Source organism: Pseudomonas sp. TE36184 (assembly GCF_054060055.1).
The window spans coordinates 2,595,159-2,615,051 of sequence record NZ_JBSSCU010000001.1 but is presented as its reverse complement, the minus strand read 5'-3'; the positions used below and the strand labels follow the sequence as shown (position 1 = coordinate 2,615,051).

Here is a 19,893-nt window from a genome sequence, read left to right as displayed (position 1 = left end):
TGCCTTGGTGCGCAGGCCCCTGGGTCTGCGCTGAATCTGGGCGGTTGGGCCGCAAACCGGTGAAAACCTTACCCTATATAACTGAAACTCGCGGAAAAACCCTGTCGGGAATGGCCGGTTGTGCTGATCGCTGCGCTAAAGCGGTTCACGCCCTCAGAAGAGGGGCGGAGCCGGTGGTACCAATTTAGTGCGCGAAACGCCGGTTTGAACCGCTTTGGTGCTTTTTGCCTTTATCGCAGGCCTGCCAACCTCCATGGAAAATCTGCAAAGCGCAGTGGACACCCTCGTCCACAGCTCCAACACCCTGTTCATTCTGATCGGTGCGGTCATGGTTTTGGCCATGCACGCCGGTTTTGCCTTCCTCGAAGTCGGCACCGTGCGTCAGAAGAACCAAGTCAACGCCCTGTCGAAAATCCTCAGTGACTTCGCGATCTCCACCCTGGCCTATTTCTTTATAGGCTATTGGATCTCTTATGGCGTGAGCTTCATGCAACCGGCGGCAGTGATCAGTGCCGATCACGGCTATGGTCTGGTGAAGTTCTTCTTCCTGCTGACCTTTGCCGCGGCGATTCCGGCGATCATTTCCGGGGGCATTGCCGAGCGTGCACGATTTGTTCCGCAACTGTGCGCTACCGCGTTGATCGTGGCGTTTATCTACCCGTTTTTCGAAGGCATGGTGTGGAACGGCAATTTCGGCGTGCAGGCCTGGTTGCTCGCGACCTTCGGTGCCAGCTTCCATGACTTCGCCGGTTCCGTGGTGGTGCATGCCATGGGCGGCTGGCTGGCGTTGGCGGCGGTGCTGTTGCTCGGGCCGCGCAACGGGCGTTATCGCGAAGGGCGCCTGGTCGCGTTTGCGCCGTCGAGCATCCCGTTCCTGGCGCTGGGCTCGTGGATTCTGATTGTCGGCTGGTTCGGCTTTAACGTGATGAGCGCACAAACCCTGAACGGCGTCAGTGGCCTGGTGGCGGTCAACTCGCTGATGGCCATGGTCGGCGGTACGGTTGCGGCGCTGGTGATTGGCCGCAATGACCCCGGCTTTCTGCACAACGGCCCGCTGGCCGGGCTGGTGGCGATTTGTGCCGGTTCCGACCTGATGCATCCGGTGGGCGCATTGGTCACGGGGGTTGTCGCCGGTGGCTTGTTTGTGTGGTGCTTCATTGCCGCCCAGGATCGCTGGAAGATCGACGATGTGCTGGGTGTCTGGCCGTTGCATGGCCTGTGTGGCGTGTGGGGTGGCATTGCCTGCGGCATCTTCGGCCAGACCGCCCTTGGCGGGTTGGGCGGGGTCAGCCTGATCAGCCAATTGATCGGCACCGCGTTGGGTGTGCTGGTGGCGTTTGCCGGCGGCCTGCTGGTGTATGGCGTGATCAAGCGCGTACACGGGCTGCGCCTGAGCCAGGAAGAGGAGTACTACGGCGCGGACCTGTCGATCCACAAGATCGGTGCGATCAGTCAGGATTGATCGGCGCCTCTTCGTCAGGGGCCGCCCGCGGGTAGAAGCCGTGCAGCAGACGGTAGCGGTTATGCCGCACCTCATCGACCCGCGCTTGCACCTGCTGGTCCGGCAGGCCCAGCAGGATCAGGGCGTGGGAGGCGAGCATCAGGCTCGACTCCAGCAGCTCGGGCACCACTTCGCTGGCGCCCGCGGCTTTCAGTTCGGCTAATTGGCTGTCGTCGCGGGTGCGTACCAGGATCGGTACGTCGGCGTTGATCCGGCGGGCTTCCTTCAGCACCAGCAGGGCGACTTCGGTGTTATCCACGGCGATCACCACCAGCCGCGCCCGCTCCAGGCCGACTGCGCTGAGCAGGGCGCCACGGCGGCAGTCGCCGTAATGCACGCTGTTGTCTTCGGTGGCGGCTTCCTGCACCCGTTCCGGGTTGTCATCCAGGGCGATAAACGCCTGTTGTTCGTGGTGCAGAAAGCGCCCGATGGATTGCCCGACGCGGCCATAGCCGCAGATCACCGCATGGTCGCGTAACTCGGCGTTGAGCGCGGTGATGGCTTCGAGTTGCACCTGCTGGTTGGGTTTGCGGTGCAGGCGCAGGGCAATGCCCGGTGCCGCGCGCAGCAAAAGCGGGGTCAGCAGCATCGAGCAGAAGGTGGCGGCCAGCAGCAAGCCGTTGAACTCATCCGGAATCAGCCGGCTCTGTTGCATCTGCGCCATCAGCGCAAAACAGAACTCGCCGCCCTGGGCCAGGGCCAGGCCGCTGCGCCAGGCGGTTTCGCGGTCGCTGCCGCGTAGTTTGACCAGCGCCGCGACCACGCAGCCCTTGGTCAGCATCAGCGTGAAGGTCAGGCCGAGGATCAGCAGGCTGTGGCTGATGAACAGTTGCAGGTCGATGAGCATGCCGATGCTGACGAAAAACAGCCCCAGCAGAATGTCGCGAAACGGCCGGATATCCGCCTCGATCTGATGCCGGTAATGGCTTTCCCCCAGCAGCATGCCAGCCAGGAACGCACCAAGCGCCGGGGAGAGGCCCAGCAAGTGCGTGAGCCAGGCGGTCAGCAACACGATCACCAGCGCCAGCAGCACAAACAGCTCGGCCGAATGGGAGGCGGCGACTTCATGGAACAGACGCGGCAATAACCAGCGGCTGGCGAGCAACAGGCCGACGAACAACAACAATGTCTTGGCCAGCGTCAACGGCAGTGCCCAGTACCAGGCCTGTTCGCTGCCACCGGCGAACACCGGCACCAGGGTCAGCAGCAACACCGCCACTACATCCTGGAACAGCAGCACGCCAATCGCGTTCTGGCCGTGGCTGCTGAAGATTTCCCCGAGGCTGCTCAGCTCTTTGCTGACAATGGCCGTGGACGACAACGCCAACCCCGCACCGAGCATCAAGGCGATGTTCGGCGACACGCCAAAGGCCATCAACAGGCCTCCCAGCAGCAACCCGCAGCCCAGCACTTGCAAGCTGCCCAGGCCAAATACCACGTGGCGCAGGGCGAACATCTTGCTCAGGGAGAACTCCAGGCCAAGGGAAAACAGCAGGAATACCACGCCCAGCTCGGCGAGGTCGGGCAGGTTTTCGCTGTCATTCACCCAGTCGAGGGCGGTCGGCCCCACGGCCAGGCCCACGCACAGGTAGCCCAGCACGGGCGGCAATTGCAGCCGGCGAAACAGCGCAATCACCACCAGGGATGAGGCCAGAATGATCAGCAGGTTGGCGAACACAAGCATCTCCGTTGCAGGGCGAGCGGACAAAAAGCCGCGAGAATCGCTGAATCAGTTATAGGGCATGATGATCTGGGTCAGGGTTTATCGGCTCGCCAGCGCTATAGAGTCGGCCTAAAATGGGCGCCTATTCCTGATCAGGTCCTGTCGTCATGCCTCCTGAATGCCAGTTGTTCACTACTTCGGGTTGCCATCTGTGTGAGCTCGCCGAAGCAGAAATCATGCCGTTGGTCGAACATGGGTTGCTGGTTGAGCTGGTGGATATCGCCGATTCCGAAGCCTTGTTTGAAGCCTATGGCCTAACGATTCCGGTGCTGCGCCGGGTGGATACCGGGGCTGAACTGGGGTGGCCGTTCGACACGGAGCAGGTGGTGGCCTTCCTATTCTAGCGCTTGGGCGATGGCAGCTTTCTCAATATTGGGTTACTGTATGTTTGTACAGCGATTGAATAGAGGGAACGCCCGTGGTGAATGTTGAACAACTGAAAAGCAGCGTTAATCGCATGTCCGCCGACGTCGTGCGCGATGCGGTGAACGAGCTGCGCCTCGACGGCCTGGTCACGGAAGGCAAGACGCCGTTTAACAAAGTGCATTTCAATACCTGCTTTGCCGAGATCGAAGCGCTGTTCCAGCGCGCCGGTTATCACAAGCAGTTGGATGTGGTGGGTTACCAGGGCTTGCTGTACGCGCTATATGATCCGGGCCGTTGGGAAGCGGTGGACGTGCTGCGCTGGCTCAAGGAATTTACCGAGGCCGCCAGTGCTTCGCCGATCCTGCGGGCGCAATTGGCCAAGGCCTGAGATCCGCCCTAGGCTCAATCCCGCTCCATGCGGGATAATGCCGGCCTGTTTCCCAGGCTTCGAGCATCTGCATGTCCACTTCCGGTTTTTCCGCGTCCCAGCATCAAGCCAGCACCCTGTACTTGCCGCCTGGCCCTTGGGCGACGGTGCTCGACTGCCTGTGCGAGAATTTCCCGGCGATCGGCCGCACGCAGTGGCTGGACCGCATCGCCCGTGGCCGGGTGCTGGATCTGCAGGGTAGCCCGATCCGCCTGGACCTGGCCTACAAGGAAGGCCTGTGCATCTACTACTTCCGCGAAGTGCCGAACGAAAAAGTCATCCCAGTGCAGGAAACCATCCTGTACGCCGACGAACACCTGGTGGTGGCGGACAAACCACACTTTCTGCCCGTCACCCCGGCGGGTGAGTACGTCGAGCAAACCCTGTTGCGCCGCCTGATCCGCCGCCTGGACAACCCGTCCCTGGTGCCCCTGCACCGCATCGACCGGCATACGGCGGGGCTGGTGCTGTTCTCGGCCAACCCGCAAAGCCGCTCGGCCTATCAGCAGTTGTTTCCCACGCGTCAAATCGACAAGTTCTACGAGGCCATCGCCCCGGCCTTGCCGAACCTGACCTTCCCGCTGGTCCACAAAAGCCGTCTGGTGGATGGCGAGCCGTTCTTTCGCATGCAGGAAGGGCCGGGCGCCAGCAACACCGAAACGGCCGTGGAAGTGCGCGAAACCCACGGCGACTTATGGCGCTATGGGCTGTTCCCTGTGACCGGCAAGAAGCACCAGTTGCGTGTACACATGACGGCGCTCGGCGCGAGCATTTGCAATGACCCGTTCTACCCCGAGGTGATCAAGGATGCCGTGGACGACTACGCCAATCCCTTGAAGCTGCTCGCCCAGGGGGTGCGTTTTATCGATCCGGTCACGGGTGCAGAACGCAGTTTCCGCAGCCAGATCACGCTCGACTGGTAACCGCAGAAACGACAAGGCCCGCGCGAGGCGGGCCTTGTATGCAAGCGTTGCGGCTTACAGGTCTTTAACGGTACGCACTTGATCCTTGTTGATGCGGGTGCGCTTGCCGTCAAGCTGTTCGAATTCGTAGAAACCCGTATCTTCATTGTATTTCGGGGTATCGACAGCCTGGATTTCGCGACCGTCATTCAGGGTGATCACTGTCGGCGAGGCGCAACCGGCAAGGGTAGCGAGGCCCAGTGCAAGCATGAAAGCGGCGATGGTCCGTTGAGTCATGAGTGTGTCTCCAAGAAAATTCTTTTTGATTGCTGACTGTGTGACGCGTGGCGCGTCGACAAAGTTCCTTGTGCGGGGTTCATTCTGACACGTCGGGCCTGGTGTGTAACAGCGCAGGCGTGTTCAGGTTGGCCAGGCGCGGATCATCTGCCGGGCATTCCAGCCCGATGCCCCCCAACTGCAGGAAGATCTTGCGCGGGCTGCGCTCACCGGCTTGCCAGGCCTGTTCTACCGCGCTTTGCAGGTGGGTGGGGATGATGCAGATCAACGGTTCCCAGAATTCGCCGTGGCGCACCATCACCGGCAGCCGCGGATTGCGCTGCGCCGTCTTGCGCAGGTCGGCGAGCAGTCGAGCGTCAAGATGCGGCACATCGCACGGCAAAATCAGTAAGTGCTCATGGCGGGCGGCGTTCAAACCTGCGCGGATACCGGCCAGCGGCCCGGGGAAATCCGTACTGTCGTCACTCACCAACTGGTCGGCATACGGCGTGTAGCGGTCCGGGTTGCGGTTGCACGAGATGATCAGGTCGTCGGTCAGTGGGCGCACCAAGTGGTGCAAGTGCGCGATCAATGGCTGACCCTGCCATTCCAGCAAGCCTTTGTCTTGTCCGCCCATGCGTTGGCCGCGGCCACCGGCCAACAGCAGAATCGAACAGGGCAGAGGCGAAGAATCGTCGGGCATGGGGGTTCCGCAGCGGCAGGTAAATAGGGGCCTGTGATATAACATCGGGCTGTTCCTTCGACAACCGGACCGTGCCATGAAAGCCAAGGCAGATGCGCCCTTTGTACCCCTGAATATCGCTGTACTGACGGTCAGCGACACCCGCACCCTGGACACCGACACCTCGGGCCAGGTTTTCGTCGACCGCCTGATCGCCGCCGGCCACCTCCTGGCCGAGCGCGTGCTGCTCAAGGACGACCTCTACAAGATTCGCGCCCAGGTGGCCCACTGGATCGCCGAAGACGTGGTGCAGGTCGTGCTGATCACCGGTGGCACCGGTTTCACCGGCCGCGACAGCACGCCCGAAGCGGTGAGCTGCCTGCTGGACAAACAGGTCGACGGCTTTGGCGAGCTGTTCCGCCAGATCTCCGTGGCCGACATCGGCACCTCCACCGTGCAATCCCGCGCCCTGGCCGGCCTGGCCAACGGCACCCTGGTGTGCTGCCTGCCGGGTTCGACCAACGCCGTGCGTACCGGTTGGGACGGCATCCTCGCCGAGCAACTGGACAACCGTCACCGCCCCTGCAACTTCGTACCGCACCTGAAGCAGGCCGAACCCTGTGAATCCCGTGGATAAGCCGGGCAAGACCGGCGCCTTGATGCCGGTGGAAGAAGCCCTGCAACGCTTGCTCGAGATGGCCGAGGCCGCGCCGATTCGCGAGCAGCAGGTATTGCCCCTGGCCGCGGGTGATGGCCGCGTACTGGCGCAGGATTTGATCTCCACCCTCGATCTGCCGCCGTGGCCCAACAGCGCCATGGACGGTTATGCCATGCGCCTGGCGGACTGGACGGGCGAACCGTTGGCGGTGAGCCAGCGCATCTTCGCCGGTCAGGCCCCCGCGCCATTGGCTGCCGGCACCTGCGCGCGCATCTTCACCGGGGCGCCCGTGCCGCAAGGCGCGGACTGCGTGGAAATGCAGGAAAACGCCGTGGTCCACGCCGACGCGCGTGTGAGCTTTACCGAGCCGTTGCATATCGGTCAGAACATTCGCCCGCAAGGGCAGGAAACCACCGTCGGCGAAGTGGTGCTGACCGCGGGCACGCGCCTGGGGCCGATCGAACTCGGCCTGGCTGCGTCCCTCGGTCTCGACCAATTGACCGTGGTGCGCCGCGTGCGGGTCGCGGTGCTGTCCACCGGCGATGAGTTGATCGAGCCCGGCCTGCCCCTCGGCCCAGGGCAGATCTACAACAGCAACCGTCGCGTGCTGTGCAGTTGGCTGGAGCGCCTGGGATGCGAAGTGATCGATGCGGGCATTCTTCCCGATGACCTGGACCAGACGCGCACGTGTCTGGCGGGCCTGGGCGCGGTTGACTTGATTCTGTCGACCGGCGGTGTGTCGGTGGGCGAGGCGGATTTTCTCGGCATTGCCCTGCGTGAAGAAGGCGAGCTGGCCTTGTGGAAGCTCGCGATCAAACCGGGCAAGCCGCTGACCTTCGGCCATTTCCGTGGCGTGCCGGTGATCGGCCTGCCGGGCAATCCGGCGTCGACGCTGGTGACGTTTGCCCTGTTGGCACGCCCCTATCTGCTGCGCCGCCAAGGTGTGGCGGAGGTCGAGCCGCTGCGGTTCGAGGTGCCAGCGGGGTTCGTCTGGCCCAAACCGGGCAACCGCCGCGAATATTTGCGCGGGCGCATCGAGCAGGGCAGGGCGGTCATCTATCGCAACCAGAGCTCCGGCGTGCTGCGCAGCGCGGCGTGGGCGCAAGGGTTGGTGGAGGTGCTGGAAGGGACGACGCTGGCGATGGGCGACCGGGTGAATTTCATTCCCCTGAGCGAAGTCCTGAACTGAAGCCGATCCAAATGTGGGAGGGGGCAAGCCCCCTCCCACATTTGGATTGTTGTTTGTCTGGGGCTACTCAGTAGTCGTCGCCACGCTCGGTGACATCGCGCTCGACCGGCTCGGCGTGCGGGTCGTACCCCGCCGGAAACTTGCCCTTCAGCGTCCAGGCAAACGCAATGATCTCGGCGATCGTGCGGTACAACTCTTCCGGGATACTGTCGCCCAGTTCCATGCGCGCCAGCAGCTTCACCAGCTCGGCGTTTTCATAGATGGGCACTTCGTTTTCCCGCGCCAGCTTGAGGATCGCTTCGGCCAGGGCATCGTCGCCCTTGGCGGTCAGGGTCGGCGCTTGTTGGCCGTCATACTTGAGGGCGATGGCCTGGCGCGGTGGGTTGGCGTTGTTCATGCGGTTTCGTCCACCCAGCGTTGCTCCAATCCGGTTTTCGGCCCGCGTGGCGGCGTGCCGAGGTGGCAGTCGAGGTCGCCGACATTGATGCCCGACGTCACCAGGCGCTCGCGCAAACTGCCCAAGTGACTTTCGATCAAACTGGCGGTGAACGGTCGCGTCGCCCACAACTGGCTCGACAGTTTGCCCTGCGACAACTGCGCCTGGACCTGCAACGGCCCCAGCGGCTCCATGTCGAAGGCCAGTTCCACGCGCCAGAGCATCTGCTTGGGGTCTTTTTTGTCCTTGCGTTCAGGCTGGTCCTTGTCCTGCGCGGGCTCTTCGCGCTGGAACTTGACCTGCAGCGGCACGATGTCCTGCAGGGTCCGCATGGGAATTTCCAGCTGCCAGGTGGTTTGCAGGCGGCCGTCGGCGGTGGTGCCGGTCTGTTCCAGGCTCGACAGCTGATGGCTCTGTAACCGCGAGATGGCCCCGGCGGCCAGGCGCAGCAGGTTCTCCAGGTCGCCTTCGCCTGCCAGGCGTTGCATCAGCCGTTCCGGCAATGGAAAACCGGCGGGTGCCTGGCGGGCGCTGATCTGCCCGAGGGTGTTCAGCGGGCTGCGCACGAAGTTGGGCAGTATCTGGGCCAGGGTGTTGGCGGCGAGGATGGCATTGAGGTTGGTGCTGACGGGCAGGGCGGGCAGCAGATCGGCGACCAGGCGCAGCAGCGCGCCCTTCATATCCAGCGGTGGAATTTGCGGGTTTTGCCCGGCCAGCAACTTGGCTTCAAGAAACGCGCCGCTGTTCTGGATGACTTGCGCCAGCACCTTGGGATTGCTGACTTGCGCCAGGTCGGGCAATGCCGCGAGCAGCCGCGTGGCGGCCGAGCGCAGTTCGACGGACGTACTGTCGTCCTGGGGCAGGCGTTGCAACGCGGTGAACACCGCATCCAACGAGCCCTGGCGGCTTTGCTGGGTGGCGAGTTGCTGGGTCACGGCCAGTTGATCCTTGAGCCCGCTCAAGGGCACAAAGTTCAGGGTCTGCGTGTCCTGTACCACGGCGCTGAGCAGGCTGCCGACGCGTAGCGGTTGCGGGCTTTCCAGGGTCAGGGTCGTGCCGGCCAGGGCGCTGTTGAGGACTGTCACCAACGAACGGTAGATCGTCGGTTGCGTGGTGCCTTGGGGCAGCGCTTGGCTGGTCAGGACTTTGGCTTGCAGCAAGGTGCCCGCCGGCATTTGTGTGGTGTCGATGCGGGTGAGGGCGGCGACGTTGGCGCTCAAGGCCTGCTGCAGGCTGAGGGTCAGGTTACCGGCGGACGTCTGGCTCACCGCCACATTGCTGCCCAGCGGCAAGGGTTGCGGGCTGCTGGCCTGCACCAGCGTCTGGCGGCCACCGTCGAGGGTCAATTTGAGCAGCAACTGAAAGGCTTCGCCGCCTTGTTTAAGTGCGATGACTTCGGCGTTCGCGGTTTTTCCCGGGTCGATCAAGCCGATCTGCGGCTCCAGCAGTTTCAGCAACTCACCGGTTGCTGGCGCCGGCGCAGGGGCCGGCCCGGCTGTCGGGGCAGGAGAAAGCGTAGGAAGGTTGATCTCACCGGTCATCGTGCGTGTCGTCTCAGGGGAAATAGCCCTCTTTAGCGTAGGGCATCGCATGTATAATGCGGCCCGTCTGCCATGAGAGCGGTAAAAACCTCACAACTATTTGATCCAGCTCTCTAAAATCGGTCGCCAAAGCCGTTATTGTGCTCCTTTCTATAACGGCCGCAGCACCGCCGACTTGAACCGTAAAGGCCCGCGATCTTTTGACCAGCCCTCTTCTTGAAGCCGTAGCGCTTGCCTGTGAACGCGACCTGCGCCTGCTGTTCGAGCACCTCGACCTGCGCCTGGCGGGCGGTGACATGGTGCAGATCAGCGGGCCCAACGGCAGCGGCAAGACCAGCCTCCTGCGTTTGCTGGCCGGGTTGATGCAGCCCACGGCGGGCGAAGTGCGGCTCAACGGCAAGCCCCTGAACGAACAACGCACCGAGCTGGCCCGCAACCTCACCTGGATCGGCCACGCCGCCGGGATCAAGGACGTGCTCAGCGCCGAGGAAAACCTCAGTTGGCTCAGCGCCCTGCATCATCCGGCCAGCCGCGAGGCGATCTGGCAGGCACTCGCCGCCGTCGGCCTCAAGGGCTTCGAAGATGTGCCCTGCCACACCTTGTCGGCCGGCCAGCAGCGCCGCGTGGCCCTGGCGCGCCTGTATCTGCCCGGCCCGCCGCTGTGGATTCTCGACGAACCCTTCACCGCCCTCGACAAACAAGGTGTCGCCCAGTTGGAAGAACACCTGGCGCGGCATTGCGAGCAGGGCGGCCTCGTCGTGCTGACGACGCACCACAGCCTGACGCGCCTGCCCGCCGGTTACCGCGAGCTGGACCTGGGGCGGTGGTCGGTATGAGTGTGTTCGCGCTGTTGGTGGCCCGCGAGGCGCGGCTGTTGTGCCGGCGCCCGGCCGAACTGGCCAATCCGCTGGTGTTCTTTGCGATTGTCATCGCGTTGTTCCCGCTGGCGGTCGGCCCCGAGACTAAACTGTTGCAAACCTTGTCTCCGGGACTGGTGTGGGTGGCGGCCCTTTTGTCCGTGCTGCTCTCGCTGGACGGGCTGTTTCGCAGTGATTTCGAGGACGGTTCCCTGGAACAGTGGGTCCTTTCGTCGCACCCCCTGCCACTTCTGGTATTGGCCAAGGTACTGGCACACTGGGCGTTTTCCGGCCTGGCGCTGGTGTTGCTCTCGCCGTTGCTGGCAATGATGCTAGGGTTGCCCAGTGAATGCCTGCCGGTATTGCTCATGTCCTTGTTGCTCGGCACGCCGGCGCTCAGCCTGTTGGGAGCGGTGGGCGCGGCGCTGACGGTGGGTTTGAAACGCGGCGGCCTGCTGCTGGCCTTGTTGATTCTGCCTTTGTATATCCCGGTGTTGATCCTCGGCAGCGGCGCTTTGCAAGCCGCGCTCATGGGCATGCCGGCGACCGGTTACCTCCTGTGGCTTGGCAGCCTGACCGCCCTGGCGGTAACCCTGACACCCTTTGCCATAGCCGCCGGCCTGAAGATCAGCGTCGGCGAATAATGAAGTCGGGTTACGCGTAACCCGTTCTTCAACATAAGAAAGACCCTACGCTTCTTGCAAATACAAGACGCAACCGTGATGGAAACAGCAATGAACTGGACCTGGTTTCACAAGCTCGGCTCGCCCAAATGGTTTTACGGCATCAGCGGCAAGCTGCTGCCGTGGTTGAGCATCGCCGCCGTAGTGCTGATCGGCCTCGGCCTGGTCTGGGGCCTGGCCTTCGCGCCGCCGGATTACCAGCAGGGCAACAGCTTTCGCATCATCTATATCCACGTGCCTACCGCAATGCTGGCCCAGTCCTGCTACGTGATGCTGGCGGTGTGCGGCATCGTCGGCCTGGTGTGGAAGATGAAACTCGCGGACGTCGCCCTGCAATGCGCCGCGCCCATCGGTGCGTGGATGACCGCCGTGTCGCTGGTCACCGGCGCGATCTGGGGCAAACCCACCTGGGGCTCGTGGTGGGTGTGGGATGCACGACTAACGTCCATGTTGATCCTGCTGTTTCTGTACTTCGGTCTGATTGCCCTGGGCAACGCGATCAGCAATCGTGACAGCGCCGCCAAGGCCTGTGCGGTGCTGGCGATTGTCGGTGTGATCAACATCCCGATCATCAAATACTCGGTGGAGTGGTGGAACACCCTGCACCAGGGCGCCACCTTCACCCTCACCGAAAAACCGGCGATGCCCGTGGAAATGTGGGCGCCGCTGTTGCTGATGGTGCTGGGGTTCTACTGCTTCTTCGGCGCTGTGCTGCTGATGCGGATGCGCCTTGAAGTGCTCAAGCGTGAAGCCCGCGCCAGTTGGGTCAAGGCCGAAGTGCAGAGCAGCCTGGGAGCGCGTGGATGAGTTTTGCTTCTTTCAGTGATTTTCTCGCCATGGGCCACCATGGCCTGTATGTCTGGACGGCCTATGGCATCTGCCTGGCGGTACTGGCCCTCAACGTTGCCGTGCCGATCCTGGCCCGCAAGCGTTACCTGCAACAAGAGGCGCGTCGTCTGCGCCGGGAGACCGAAAAGTGAATCCGCTGCGTAGAAAGCGTCTGTTGATCATCCTTGCCATTCTGGCCGGCGTCGGTATTGCCGTGGGCCTGGCGATGAGCGCCCTGCGGGAGAACATCAACCTGTTCTACACCCCAACCCAGATCGCCAACGGCGAAGCACCGCTGGGCACGCGCATCCGCGCCGGCGGCATGGTGGAGAAGGGCTCGTTGAAACGCTCCGGCGATTCTCTCGACGTCACCTTCGTGGTCACCGACTTCAACAAGGCCGTGACCATTACGTATCGCGGCATCCTCCCGGACCTGTTCCGCGAAGGCCAGGGCATCGTCGCCCTGGGCAAACTGAATGCCGATGGCGTGGTGGTGGCCGATGAAGTACTGGCCAAGCACGATGAGAAATACATGCCGCCGGAAGTCACCAAAGCGTTGAAAGACAGCGGCCAAACCGCTCCAACTCCAGCCAAGGAGGGCTAAGTGATGACGTCCGCACTGTTTATTCCGGAGCTGGGCCATTTGGCGATGATCCTCGCCCTGTGCTTCGCCATCGTCCAGGCCGTGGTGCCGTTGCTCGGCGCGTGGCGCGGCGACCGCCTGTGGATGAGCCTGGCGCAGCCGGCCGCCTGGGGCCAGTTTGTCTTCCTGGTGTTCGCGTTCGGTTGCCTGACCTACGCCTTTATGACCGACGATTTTTCCGTCGCCTATGTGGCCAGCAACTCCAACAGCGCCTTGCCCTGGTATTACAAGTTCAGCGCCGTGTGGGGCGCCCACGAAGGTTCGCTGCTGTTGTGGGCCCTGATCCTCGGCGGTTGGACCTTCGCCGTATCGATCTTCTCCCGGCAACTGCCGCAAGTCATGCTGGCCAGGGTGCTGGCAGTGATGGGCATGATCAGCGTCGGCTTCCTGCTATTCCTGATCATGACGTCCAACCCGTTCAGCCGCATCTTGCCGCAGATTCCGGTGGACGGGCATGACCTCAACCCGCTGCTGCAGGACATCGGCCTGATCGTCCACCCGCCGATGCTCTACATGGGCTACGTCGGTTTCTCCGTGGCCTTCGCCTTCGCCATCGCCGCGTTGCTCGGCGGGCGCCTCGATGCGGCCTGGGCGCGCTGGTCGCGGCCATGGACCATCGTCGCCTGGGCCTTCCTCGGCATCGGGATCACCCTGGGTTCGTGGTGGGCCTATTACGAGCTCGGCTGGGGCGGCTGGTGGTTCTGGGACCCGGTGGAAAACGCGTCCTTCATGCCATGGCTGGTGGGTACGGCGCTGATTCACTCGCTGGCCGTCACCGAAAAACGCGGTGTGTTCAAGAGTTGGACAGTGTTGCTGGCCATCGCGGCGTTTTCCCTCAGCCTGCTCGGCACTTTCCTCGTGCGTTCGGGCGTGCTGACTTCGGTTCACGCGTTTGCGTCCGACCCTGCCCGCGGTGTGTTCATCCTGATGTTCCTGCTGTGTGTGGTCGGCGGTTCCCTGACCCTGTTTGCCCTGCGCGCGCCGGTGGTCAAGAGCCAGGTCGGCTTCAACCTGTGGTCGCGGGAAACCCTGTTGCTGGGCAACAACCTCGTGCTGGTGGTGGCCGCGTCGATGATCCTGCTCGGCACCCTGTACCCGCTGGTGCTGGATGCGCTGACCGGCGCCAAGCTGTCGGTCGGTCCGCCGTATTTCAACGCCTTGTTCATTCCGTTGATGGGCTTGTTGATGGTGGTAATGGCCGTCGGCGTGCTGGTGCGCTGGAAAGACACCCCGGTGAAATGGCTGGTGGGCATGCTGACCCCAGTGCTGCTGGGCAGCGCCGCCTTGGCCGTGATCGCCGGTATCGCTTATGGCGATTTCAACTGGGCGGTCCTCGCCACGTTCATGCTCGCCGCCTGGGTATTGCTGGCCGGCATGCGCGACATCGTCGACAAGACCCGTCACAAAGGCCTGATCAAAGGCCTGCCCACCCTGACCCGCAGCTATTGGGGCATGCAGATTGCGCACATCGGCATCGCCGTGTGTGCCCTCGGCGTGGTGCTCTCCAGCCAGAACAGCGCCGAGCGTGACCTGCGCCTGGCCCCCGGCGAGTCCATGGACCTGGCCGGTTACCACTTCATCTTCGAAGGCGCCAAGCACTTCGAAGGGCCGAACTTCACGTCCGACAAAGGCACCGTGCGCGTAGTCCGCAACGGTAAGGAAGTCGCCGTGCTGCACCCGGAAAAACGCTTGTACACCGTGCAGAGTTCGATGATGACCGAAGCCGGGATCGACGGCGGTTTCACCCGTGACCTTTACGTCGCCCTGGGTGAGCCGCTGGGCGAAGGTGCCTGGGCGGTGCGCGTGCATGTCAAACCGTTCGTGCGCTGGATCTGGTTCGGCGGTTTGCTCACCGGTCTGGGTGGTGTGCTCGCGGCGCTGGACCGGCGCTATCGGGTCAAGGTCAAGAGCCGGGTGCGTGAAGCCCTGGGCCTGCAAGGAGCGGCGGTATGAAGCGTTGGTTGATGGTCGTGCCGCTGGCATTGTTTCTGCTGGTGGCGGTGTTCCTGTATCGCGGGTTGTACCTGGACCCGGCCGAGTTGCCCTCGGCCATGATCGGCAAGCCGTTCCCGGCGTTTTCCCTGCCGACGGTGCAGGGCGACAAGACCCTGACCCAGGCCGATTTGCTGGGCAAACCGGCGCTGGTCAACGTGTGGGGCACTTGGTGCATTTCCTGCCGCGTAGAACACCCGGTGCTGAACAAACTCGCCGAGAACGGCGTGGTGATCTACGGCATCAACTACAAGGACGACAATGCGGCGGCCTTGAAGTGGCTGGCGGAATTCCACAACCCGTACCAGCTGGATATCCGCGATGAAGACGGCAACCTGGGGTTGAATCTCGGCGTCTACGGCGCCCCGGAAACCTTCTTTATCGATGCCAAGGGCGTGATCCGCGACAAGTATGTCGGCGTCATCGATGAAGTGGTCTGGCGCGAACAACTGGCCGCCAAGTATCAGGCCCTGGTCGACGAGGCCAAGCCATGAAGCGCTGGTTAGCTGCTGCCGTATTGGCCCTGGGCCTGGCGGGCGTGGCCCACGCCGCCATCGACACCTATGAATTCGCCAATGACGCCGAGCGTGAGCGTTTTCGCGAACTGACCAAGGAACTGCGCTGCCCCAAGTGCCAGAACCAGGACATCGCTGACTCCAACGCGCCCATCGCCGCCGACCTGCGCAAAGAGATCTTCCGCATGTTGGGGGAGGGCAAGGACAACCAGCAGATCATCGACTTCATGGTCGACCGCTACGGCGATTTCGTGCGCTACAAACCGGCCCTCACCGGCAAGACCGCACTGCTCTGGTTCGGCCCCGCCGGGCTGCTGCTGGCTGGCATGGTGGTGATGGTGGTGATCGTCCGCCGTCGCCGCGCCGCGCCTACCGATGGTTCCGACGCGCTATCCCCCGACGAGCGCCAACGCCTCGACCAATTGCTGGACACCAAGACTGATGATTGATTTCTGGCTCGCAGCCGGTTTGCTGCTTCTGATTGCCCTGAGTTTCCTGTTGATCCCTGTGTTGCGCGGCCGTCGTGCCCAGCGCGAAGAGGATCGCACCGCGCTGAACGTGGCGCTGTATCAAGAACGCGTGGCCGAACTGCAAACCCAGCAGGACGAAGGCGTGCTCAACGCCACGCAACTCGACACCGGCCGCGCCGAAGCCGCGCGCGAATTGCTGGCCGACACCGAAGGCATGGAAAAGCCCCGCGAATCGCGCCTGGGCAAGCCGCTGCCATTGCTCGCAGCGGTTTTGGTGCCCGTGCTGGGCATTGGCTTGTATCTGCACTTCGGTGCCAGCGACAAGGTCGAACTGACCCGCGAATTCTCCCAGCCACCGGTATCCATGGAAGACATGACCCACCGCCTGGAACGCGCCGCCGCCGCCCAGCCGGATTCGGCAGAAGGCTTGTACTTCCTCGGTCGCGCCTACATGGCCCAGGACCGCTCCGCCGATGCCGCCAAGGTCTTCGAGCGCACCGTGGCCCTGGCCGGGCGCCAGCCGGAGCTGTTGGGCCAGTGGGCCCAGGCCCAGTACTTCGCCGACAACAAGCAGTGGTCGCCCAAGGTCCAGGCCCTGACCGACGAAGCCCTCAAGCTCGACCCGCGAGAAGTCACCAGCCTCGGTCTGCTTGGCATCGCGGCCTTTGAAGGCCAGCGCTACCAGGAGGCGATCGATTACTGGAGCCGCCTGCTGGCGCAACTGCCGCCCGAAGACAACTCCCGCGTCGCCCTGCAAGGCGGGATCGACCGCGCGGCAGAGCGGCTGAAAGCGAGCGGTGGCACCGTCGCCCAAAAAGCCGTGATGAAAGTGCGCGTGGACCTCTCCGCCGACATCAAGGCCAAGGCCCTGCCAAGCGACAGCGTGTTCATCTTCGCTCGCGCTGTCTCCGGCCCGCCGGCGCCGCTGGCGGCCAAGCGTGTGACCGTCGCCGACCTGCCGGTCACCGTCGAACTGGGCGATGCCGACGCAATGATGCCGCAGTTGAAACTGTCCAACTTCCCTGAAGTCCAACTGGTTGCGCGCATATCCCGGGCCGGTCAACCGACCACTGGCGAGTGGATCGGCCGCAGCCAACCCCTGGCCAGCACCACCACTGCGCTGCAGCAGCTGACCATCGACAGTCCGGACAAGTAATTCGAGGAAACGCCTATGACCGCCCTTGCACGCATCACCCTGCTCAGCCTGGTATTGGGCTTGAGCGCTTGTGCGGTCCACCGCCCACCTCCGGCACCCACCGGCCCGACCATTCCCCCATCGGGCCCCTCGACCAAGCCAGCCACCAGACCCTCCAGCCCGGTCACCGCACCCGCGAAAGCGCCACCGAGCAAGTCGCCGACCTTCGCCCCGCCACCCGGCGCGGCCAGCCACTGGGACGGCAAGATGCAAGTGTATGTGCTGGAAGACCAGCCCGACACCTTCTACCGCCAGCGCACCTACTACCGCTGGAGCAACGGCTGGAGCCGCTCCATCAGCCCGGACGGGCCGTGGGAAGAGACCGACGTGCATGGCGTACCGCCGGGGTTGAGCAAGCAGTACGCGCAGTGACAGAAGGCGACCTTTGGGTCGCCTTTTTCATGCCTGCAGTGTGGTCCTTCAAACGCTGGAGATCCAATGCCGGGGCCGGACTTGTCCGAGATAGAGGTCTGTCAGATAAAAATGATTTCCGAACTCAGCGCCATGAGTCCGTCATAGGCTGATGGCGTCATTCGGCGGATCTTCATCCTTACTCTCAACAAGTGCCGTTCGATAAAAGATTGTGCTGTCTTCGCACTTTCCACACGGACTGCCGCCATTCGCCCCTAGACGGACAGTTTGGGTGAAAAAATCGGCTCGACACCTACAAGCGGCTGACGCGGCGTTGCTGCTTTCTTCGCCTTGTAGGACGGACCCTGTAGCGAGCAGGTAGGTATGAATGCCACCTCTGCGGACACGTACTTGGTGACCAGGGAATTGAGTTTCAGGCAAGGCGAAAACTACTGCGATGGCATGGCGGAAAACCGCGCCTGTACTGCTGAAGGGCTGGGTCACATTGATTTCGTGATACTCGCACTTGAACTCCGCAGGATGGCGATCTGCGACACGCCCGCAATATCCGTATTGATTGAGACGGCGTCTGGTCAGCGAGCCGAGGAGGCCTGCGCGCCACAGTACGCCTACCGTAAAGGTAGGGCGAGATGAGCGAGGGGTAACTGCAAACCTGTAATTATGCTGCCCGGTAGCTCATAAGTTGAAGTTTGAAATTGCCCGTCAGGGGATGGTTGATGCGGTGTTGGGGATGTAACTCCATTAAATGAGAGGTTTCACTCAATAAAAAAGGAAGTTTCTATGTGTTGCCTACTTTTGTTGGAGTAGGAAGGAGGTTTTTTTAAACTTGGCGGTTGGCTCATAGTTGGTTCGTAGCGGATGGCAAGGCTCTAAGTCGCATGTTTCATAGGTTTGTTGGAAATAATTGATTTGTGGATTGACATGTGTGGCGTGATGCTAATAATTTTGTGTGCAATGCCTTTTTAAAGGCGGGTTGAAATTCATTTATTATAAAAACAAGGATAATTATATGAGTGTTCAGAATCCGATCGGCGCGGGATCAAATGAAAGATCTACTCGTGGTGAAATATATAAAGTGTGCGAGGCTGGTTATAATGAAATCGCAAATGCGATAGTGCGGCACTCTGCCCTACGTGAGCTTGAGTCGTTTGGGAAAATTATTTCCGATAAGCCACTAAGTCATCCAGAAAGGGCTCTATTTTTTGCAACTATTTGGGCTTTCTTCAAGGATGTTCCGGCTGGAATCGTCGCATTGGCTGCGCGCGTTACGGATGAATGGATTAAAGAAGATATGTGGCACGGCACGGCTAAAGCCGCGCATATTCTTTACGCATCCGTGGATGAATACGGTCTACATCAACATAGCAAGCATATGTTGCCAACCCATCATCAAATGTTCAAACAACTGACCACTCACCTGGGACTTTCCGATGCTGAGCTGTTCAATCCTCACTACATTCTTCCTGAGGGCACCGCCATGGGTAATAATACCCATCGAATGTACCGTTCTGAGTTTTTAGGTGAGGCATTGGGTTTTCATTTGGCGTCAGAAATGACTTCCTCACGAGAGTTTCAGTTTTTCCTGAAAGGATTTCAAAAATATGCCGGCGAATATGGTCTGGTCGACGAAGATGACCCCGTTTTGGCATTCTTTGCGATTCATTGTGAGGTTGAACCTATGCATGTCGCGACCGGGCGCGAAATCATGATTTCGTACTTGGAGAAAAATCCAACTATTGCCCCGCATGCAATGCGCGGGGCGATGGCATTTATGGATGGGTTCGAGCAAATGTTTGCCGCTTTGAATCGGCGGCTGGCCTGAAAATCGAACTTCTGATAGTGAAGGACATTATTATGAGTCGGTCTTATGAGTGCCAGATTTGCCACTACGTTTATTCAGAGTCTTCAGGCGAGGCTCTAGTCGATATAGAACCCGGCACGACTTGGGATGAGATTGGGGAGGCGTTTCAATGCCCGCACTGCCAAGCGAAGAAAAAGCTGTTTATTGAGGTTCTGAGTTAGATGCAGGGTTTTCTGAGTTCGATGGTATTCGCCACAATGCTTTCCATAGGTTTTGGACCGATAGCCTTGATCATCCTGAGGCAGTCCATCGCCTGTGGCTTTCGCGGCGCACTACCTGGGGCTCTAGGTGCGGCAGTTGCAGATGCGGTTTTTGCGGCTGTCGCATTTTATGGTTTGCAGACAATCAAGGCATTTTGGCTAGCCAATAACCGTCTGTTGACCTGGGTGGCAATTGCTTACCTGTTTTATCTGGGGGGCATTACATTTGCAAAACATACAGCTGTGGCACAAGTAAAAACGACAGCAGGATTTATCCCGGTCTTTTTACTGACGCTAATGAACCCACTCACTATCGTAGCGATCTCCTCCTATGTGATTGCCAGCGGCACGCTGTTTGAGGGGCTCGGGCTCTACCTGAGTCTGGCGGGTTTTCTGGTGGGTTCATTTTTAGGCCAGATGTTATATGCGCTGGGTGGCAGCCTCATCAGGACTGCGCTGATCGATAATCCTGATCTTGATGTGATCAATCGCATCAGCGGTGGATTATTGATTGGCTTTGCGGTGTGGCAATGCGCGCGCGTTTTGTCTGGAGGCTGACCCTCTGCCTTCCGGGAA

24 protein-coding genes are annotated in these 19,893 nt (G+C 61.4%); 19 read left to right on the top strand and 5 right to left on the bottom strand.

Going from position 1 to position 19,893, the window contains the following annotated elements; genetic code table 11:
- Nucleotides 1-253: 253 nt before the first annotated feature.
- Nucleotides 254-1,462 carry an ammonium transporter gene (locus ACVWZP_RS11445; RefSeq protein WP_026140339.1) on the top strand — a complete coding sequence of 403 codons (1,209 nt, stop codon included), beginning with the start codon at nucleotides 254-256 and terminating at the stop codon, nucleotides 1,460-1,462.
- Here ACVWZP_RS11445 and ACVWZP_RS11440 read toward each other — a convergent pair.
- Nucleotides 1,449-3,179, bottom strand: coding sequence for a cation:proton antiporter (locus ACVWZP_RS11440; RefSeq protein WP_046385334.1), 1,731 nt, complete (start codon nucleotides 3,177-3,179; stop codon nucleotides 1,449-1,451). The genes ACVWZP_RS11445 and ACVWZP_RS11440 overlap by 14 nt on opposite strands.
- Before the next feature lie 152 nt (nucleotides 3,180-3,331).
- Here ACVWZP_RS11440 and ACVWZP_RS11435 point away from each other — a divergent pair, with 152 nt between their 5' ends.
- From ACVWZP_RS11435 to ACVWZP_RS11425, 3 genes are all read left to right on the top strand, one after another.
- Nucleotides 3,332-3,568 (top strand): glutaredoxin family protein, encoded by a 237-nt coding sequence (locus ACVWZP_RS11435; RefSeq protein WP_046384225.1) that lies wholly within the window; start codon nucleotides 3,332-3,334, stop codon nucleotides 3,566-3,568.
- A gap of 74 nt (nucleotides 3,569-3,642) precedes the next feature.
- Nucleotides 3,643-3,978: a hypothetical protein gene (locus ACVWZP_RS11430; protein WP_017529348.1), complete on the top strand. Its 336-nt coding sequence runs from the start codon at nucleotides 3,643-3,645 to the stop codon at nucleotides 3,976-3,978.
- 71 nt (nucleotides 3,979-4,049) lie between these two features.
- Nucleotides 4,050-4,940, top strand: coding sequence for a pseudouridine synthase (locus ACVWZP_RS11425; protein WP_457369747.1), 891 nt, complete (start codon nucleotides 4,050-4,052; stop codon nucleotides 4,938-4,940).
- A 54-nt stretch (nucleotides 4,941-4,994) separates the two neighbouring features.
- Here the strand turns inward: ACVWZP_RS11425 and ACVWZP_RS11420 are convergent, their stop codons facing one another.
- Both ACVWZP_RS11420 and mobA read right to left on the bottom strand, forming a co-directional pair.
- Nucleotides 4,995-5,216: a YgdI/YgdR family lipoprotein gene (locus ACVWZP_RS11420; protein WP_017849428.1), complete on the bottom strand. Its 222-nt coding sequence runs from the start codon at nucleotides 5,214-5,216 to the stop codon at nucleotides 4,995-4,997.
- A gap of 79 nt (nucleotides 5,217-5,295) precedes the next feature.
- Nucleotides 5,296-5,898 carry a molybdenum cofactor guanylyltransferase MobA gene (gene mobA / locus ACVWZP_RS11415; protein WP_046384223.1) on the bottom strand — a complete coding sequence of 201 codons (603 nt, stop codon included), beginning with the start codon at nucleotides 5,896-5,898 and terminating at the stop codon, nucleotides 5,296-5,298.
- Nucleotides 5,899-5,974: 76 nt separating this feature from the next.
- On the opposite strand from mobA, the gene moaB reads away from it, so the two are divergent.
- Both moaB and ACVWZP_RS11405 read left to right on the top strand, forming a co-directional pair.
- Entirely contained in the window at nucleotides 5,975-6,514 is a 540-nt protein-coding gene (gene moaB, locus ACVWZP_RS11410) for a molybdenum cofactor biosynthesis protein B (RefSeq protein ID WP_017849430.1), read from the top strand.
- Nucleotides 6,498-7,724: a molybdopterin molybdotransferase MoeA gene (locus ACVWZP_RS11405; RefSeq protein ID WP_046384222.1), complete on the top strand. Its 1,227-nt coding sequence runs from the start codon at nucleotides 6,498-6,500 to the stop codon at nucleotides 7,722-7,724. Before moaB ends, ACVWZP_RS11405 begins: the two co-directional genes overlap by 17 nt.
- 67 nt (nucleotides 7,725-7,791) lie before the next feature.
- Here ACVWZP_RS11405 and ACVWZP_RS11400 read toward each other — a convergent pair whose 3' ends face one another.
- Nucleotides 7,792-8,121, bottom strand: a complete 330-nt coding sequence (locus tag ACVWZP_RS11400) for an EscU/YscU/HrcU family type III secretion system export apparatus switch protein (protein WP_046384221.1) — start codon at nucleotides 8,119-8,121, stop codon at nucleotides 7,792-7,794.
- Nucleotides 8,118-9,701 carry a flagellar hook-length control protein FliK gene (gene fliK, locus ACVWZP_RS11395; RefSeq protein ID WP_454833154.1) on the bottom strand — a complete coding sequence of 528 codons (1,584 nt, stop codon included), beginning with the start codon at nucleotides 9,699-9,701 and terminating at the stop codon, nucleotides 8,118-8,120. The genes ACVWZP_RS11400 and fliK overlap by 4 nt, the downstream gene beginning before the upstream one ends.
- Before the next feature lie 200 nt (nucleotides 9,702-9,901).
- Between fliK and ccmA the strand changes: the two genes are divergently transcribed.
- From ccmA to ACVWZP_RS11330, 13 genes are all read left to right on the top strand, one after another.
- Nucleotides 9,902-10,537, top strand: coding sequence for a cytochrome c biogenesis heme-transporting ATPase CcmA (gene ccmA / locus ACVWZP_RS11390; RefSeq protein ID WP_017849434.1), 636 nt, complete (start codon nucleotides 9,902-9,904; stop codon nucleotides 10,535-10,537).
- The gene (gene ccmB, locus ACVWZP_RS11385; protein ID WP_017849435.1) at nucleotides 10,534-11,202 is read left to right on the top strand and encodes a heme exporter protein CcmB; all 669 of its coding nucleotides are present in this window, start codon (nucleotides 10,534-10,536) and stop codon (nucleotides 11,200-11,202) included. Before ccmA ends, ccmB begins: the two co-directional genes overlap by 4 nt.
- Nucleotides 11,203-11,292: 90 nt before the next feature.
- Nucleotides 11,293-12,048, top strand: a complete 756-nt coding sequence (locus ACVWZP_RS11380) for a heme ABC transporter permease (RefSeq protein WP_017849436.1) — start codon at nucleotides 11,293-11,295, stop codon at nucleotides 12,046-12,048.
- Nucleotides 12,045-12,221, top strand: a complete 177-nt coding sequence (gene ccmD, locus ACVWZP_RS11375; RefSeq protein ID WP_017849437.1) for a heme exporter protein CcmD — start codon at nucleotides 12,045-12,047, stop codon at nucleotides 12,219-12,221. The genes ACVWZP_RS11380 and ccmD overlap by 4 nt, the downstream gene beginning before the upstream one ends.
- On the top strand, nucleotides 12,218-12,673 hold the full coding sequence (ccmE, locus tag ACVWZP_RS11370) for a cytochrome c maturation protein CcmE (protein WP_057003716.1): 456 nt from the start codon (nucleotides 12,218-12,220) through the stop codon (nucleotides 12,671-12,673). Before ccmD ends, ccmE begins: the two co-directional genes overlap by 4 nt.
- Nucleotides 12,674-12,676: 3 nt before the next feature.
- Entirely contained in the window at nucleotides 12,677-14,665 is a 1,989-nt protein-coding gene (locus ACVWZP_RS11365; RefSeq protein WP_457370393.1) for a heme lyase CcmF/NrfE family subunit, read from the top strand.
- Nucleotides 14,662-15,198, top strand: a complete 537-nt coding sequence (locus ACVWZP_RS11360; protein ID WP_017849440.1) for a DsbE family thiol:disulfide interchange protein — start codon at nucleotides 14,662-14,664, stop codon at nucleotides 15,196-15,198. The genes ACVWZP_RS11365 and ACVWZP_RS11360 overlap by 4 nt, the downstream gene beginning before the upstream one ends.
- A complete protein-coding gene (locus tag ACVWZP_RS11355) occupies nucleotides 15,195-15,668 on the top strand; it encodes a cytochrome c-type biogenesis protein (RefSeq protein WP_017849441.1) in 474 nt (157 codons plus the stop codon). The genes ACVWZP_RS11360 and ACVWZP_RS11355 overlap by 4 nt, the downstream gene beginning before the upstream one ends.
- A complete protein-coding gene (gene ccmI, locus ACVWZP_RS11350) occupies nucleotides 15,661-16,845 on the top strand; it encodes a c-type cytochrome biogenesis protein CcmI (protein WP_057003715.1) in 1,185 nt (394 codons plus the stop codon). The genes ACVWZP_RS11355 and ccmI overlap by 8 nt, the downstream gene beginning before the upstream one ends.
- 15 nt (nucleotides 16,846-16,860) lie before the next feature.
- On the top strand, nucleotides 16,861-17,256 hold the full coding sequence (locus tag ACVWZP_RS11345) for a hypothetical protein (RefSeq protein WP_017849443.1): 396 nt from the start codon (nucleotides 16,861-16,863) through the stop codon (nucleotides 17,254-17,256).
- A gap of 1,009 nt (nucleotides 17,257-18,265) precedes the next feature.
- Nucleotides 18,266-19,078, top strand: a complete 813-nt coding sequence (locus tag ACVWZP_RS11340) for an iron-containing redox enzyme family protein (protein WP_046384217.1) — start codon at nucleotides 18,266-18,268, stop codon at nucleotides 19,076-19,078.
- Nucleotides 19,079-19,110: 32 nt separating this feature from the next.
- Complete coding sequence (locus tag ACVWZP_RS11335) at nucleotides 19,111-19,278, top strand: rubredoxin (protein WP_017849446.1); 168 nt, start codon at nucleotides 19,111-19,113, stop codon at nucleotides 19,276-19,278.
- A complete protein-coding gene (locus ACVWZP_RS11330; protein ID WP_046384216.1) occupies nucleotides 19,279-19,875 on the top strand; it encodes a LysE family translocator in 597 nt (198 codons plus the stop codon). It begins immediately after the preceding gene.
- Nucleotides 19,876-19,893: the final 18 nt, after the last annotated feature.

Coding starts and splice junctions, on each gene's coding strand:
- ACVWZP_RS11445 (WP_026140339.1), top strand. CDS start 254: ATGGAAAATCTGCAAAGCGCAGTGGACACCCTCGTCCACAGCTCCAAC.
- ACVWZP_RS11435 (WP_046384225.1), top strand. CDS start 3,332: ATGCCTCCTGAATGCCAGTTGTTCACTACTTCGGGTTGCCATCTGTGT.
- ACVWZP_RS11425 (WP_457369747.1), top strand. CDS start 4,050: ATGTCCACTTCCGGTTTTTCCGCGTCCCAGCATCAAGCCAGCACCCTG.
- ACVWZP_RS11420 (WP_017849428.1), bottom strand. CDS start 5,216: ATGACTCAACGGACCATCGCCGCTTTCATGCTTGCACTGGGCCTCGCT.
- mobA (WP_046384223.1), bottom strand. CDS start 5,898: ATGCCCGACGATTCTTCGCCTCTGCCCTGTTCGATTCTGCTGTTGGCC.
- moaB (WP_017849430.1), top strand. CDS start 5,975: ATGAAAGCCAAGGCAGATGCGCCCTTTGTACCCCTGAATATCGCTGTA.
- ACVWZP_RS11400 (WP_046384221.1), bottom strand. CDS start 8,121: ATGAACAACGCCAACCCACCGCGCCAGGCCATCGCCCTCAAGTATGAC.
- fliK (WP_454833154.1), bottom strand. CDS start 9,701: ATGACCGGTGAGATCAACCTTCCTACGCTTTCTCCTGCCCCGACAGCC.
- ccmB (WP_017849435.1), top strand. CDS start 10,534: ATGAGTGTGTTCGCGCTGTTGGTGGCCCGCGAGGCGCGGCTGTTGTGC.
- ACVWZP_RS11380 (WP_017849436.1), top strand. CDS start 11,293: ATGAACTGGACCTGGTTTCACAAGCTCGGCTCGCCCAAATGGTTTTAC.
- ccmD (WP_017849437.1), top strand. CDS start 12,045: ATGAGTTTTGCTTCTTTCAGTGATTTTCTCGCCATGGGCCACCATGGC.
- ACVWZP_RS11365 (WP_457370393.1), top strand. CDS start 12,677: ATGACGTCCGCACTGTTTATTCCGGAGCTGGGCCATTTGGCGATGATC.
- ACVWZP_RS11360 (WP_017849440.1), top strand. CDS start 14,662: ATGAAGCGTTGGTTGATGGTCGTGCCGCTGGCATTGTTTCTGCTGGTG.
- ACVWZP_RS11355 (WP_017849441.1), top strand. CDS start 15,195: ATGAAGCGCTGGTTAGCTGCTGCCGTATTGGCCCTGGGCCTGGCGGGC.
- ccmI (WP_057003715.1), top strand. CDS start 15,661: ATGATTGATTTCTGGCTCGCAGCCGGTTTGCTGCTTCTGATTGCCCTG.
- ACVWZP_RS11345 (WP_017849443.1), top strand. CDS start 16,861: ATGACCGCCCTTGCACGCATCACCCTGCTCAGCCTGGTATTGGGCTTG.
- ACVWZP_RS11340 (WP_046384217.1), top strand. CDS start 18,266: ATGAGTGTTCAGAATCCGATCGGCGCGGGATCAAATGAAAGATCTACT.
- ACVWZP_RS11335 (WP_017849446.1), top strand. CDS start 19,111: ATGAGTCGGTCTTATGAGTGCCAGATTTGCCACTACGTTTATTCAGAG.
- ACVWZP_RS11330 (WP_046384216.1), top strand. CDS start 19,279: ATGCAGGGTTTTCTGAGTTCGATGGTATTCGCCACAATGCTTTCCATA.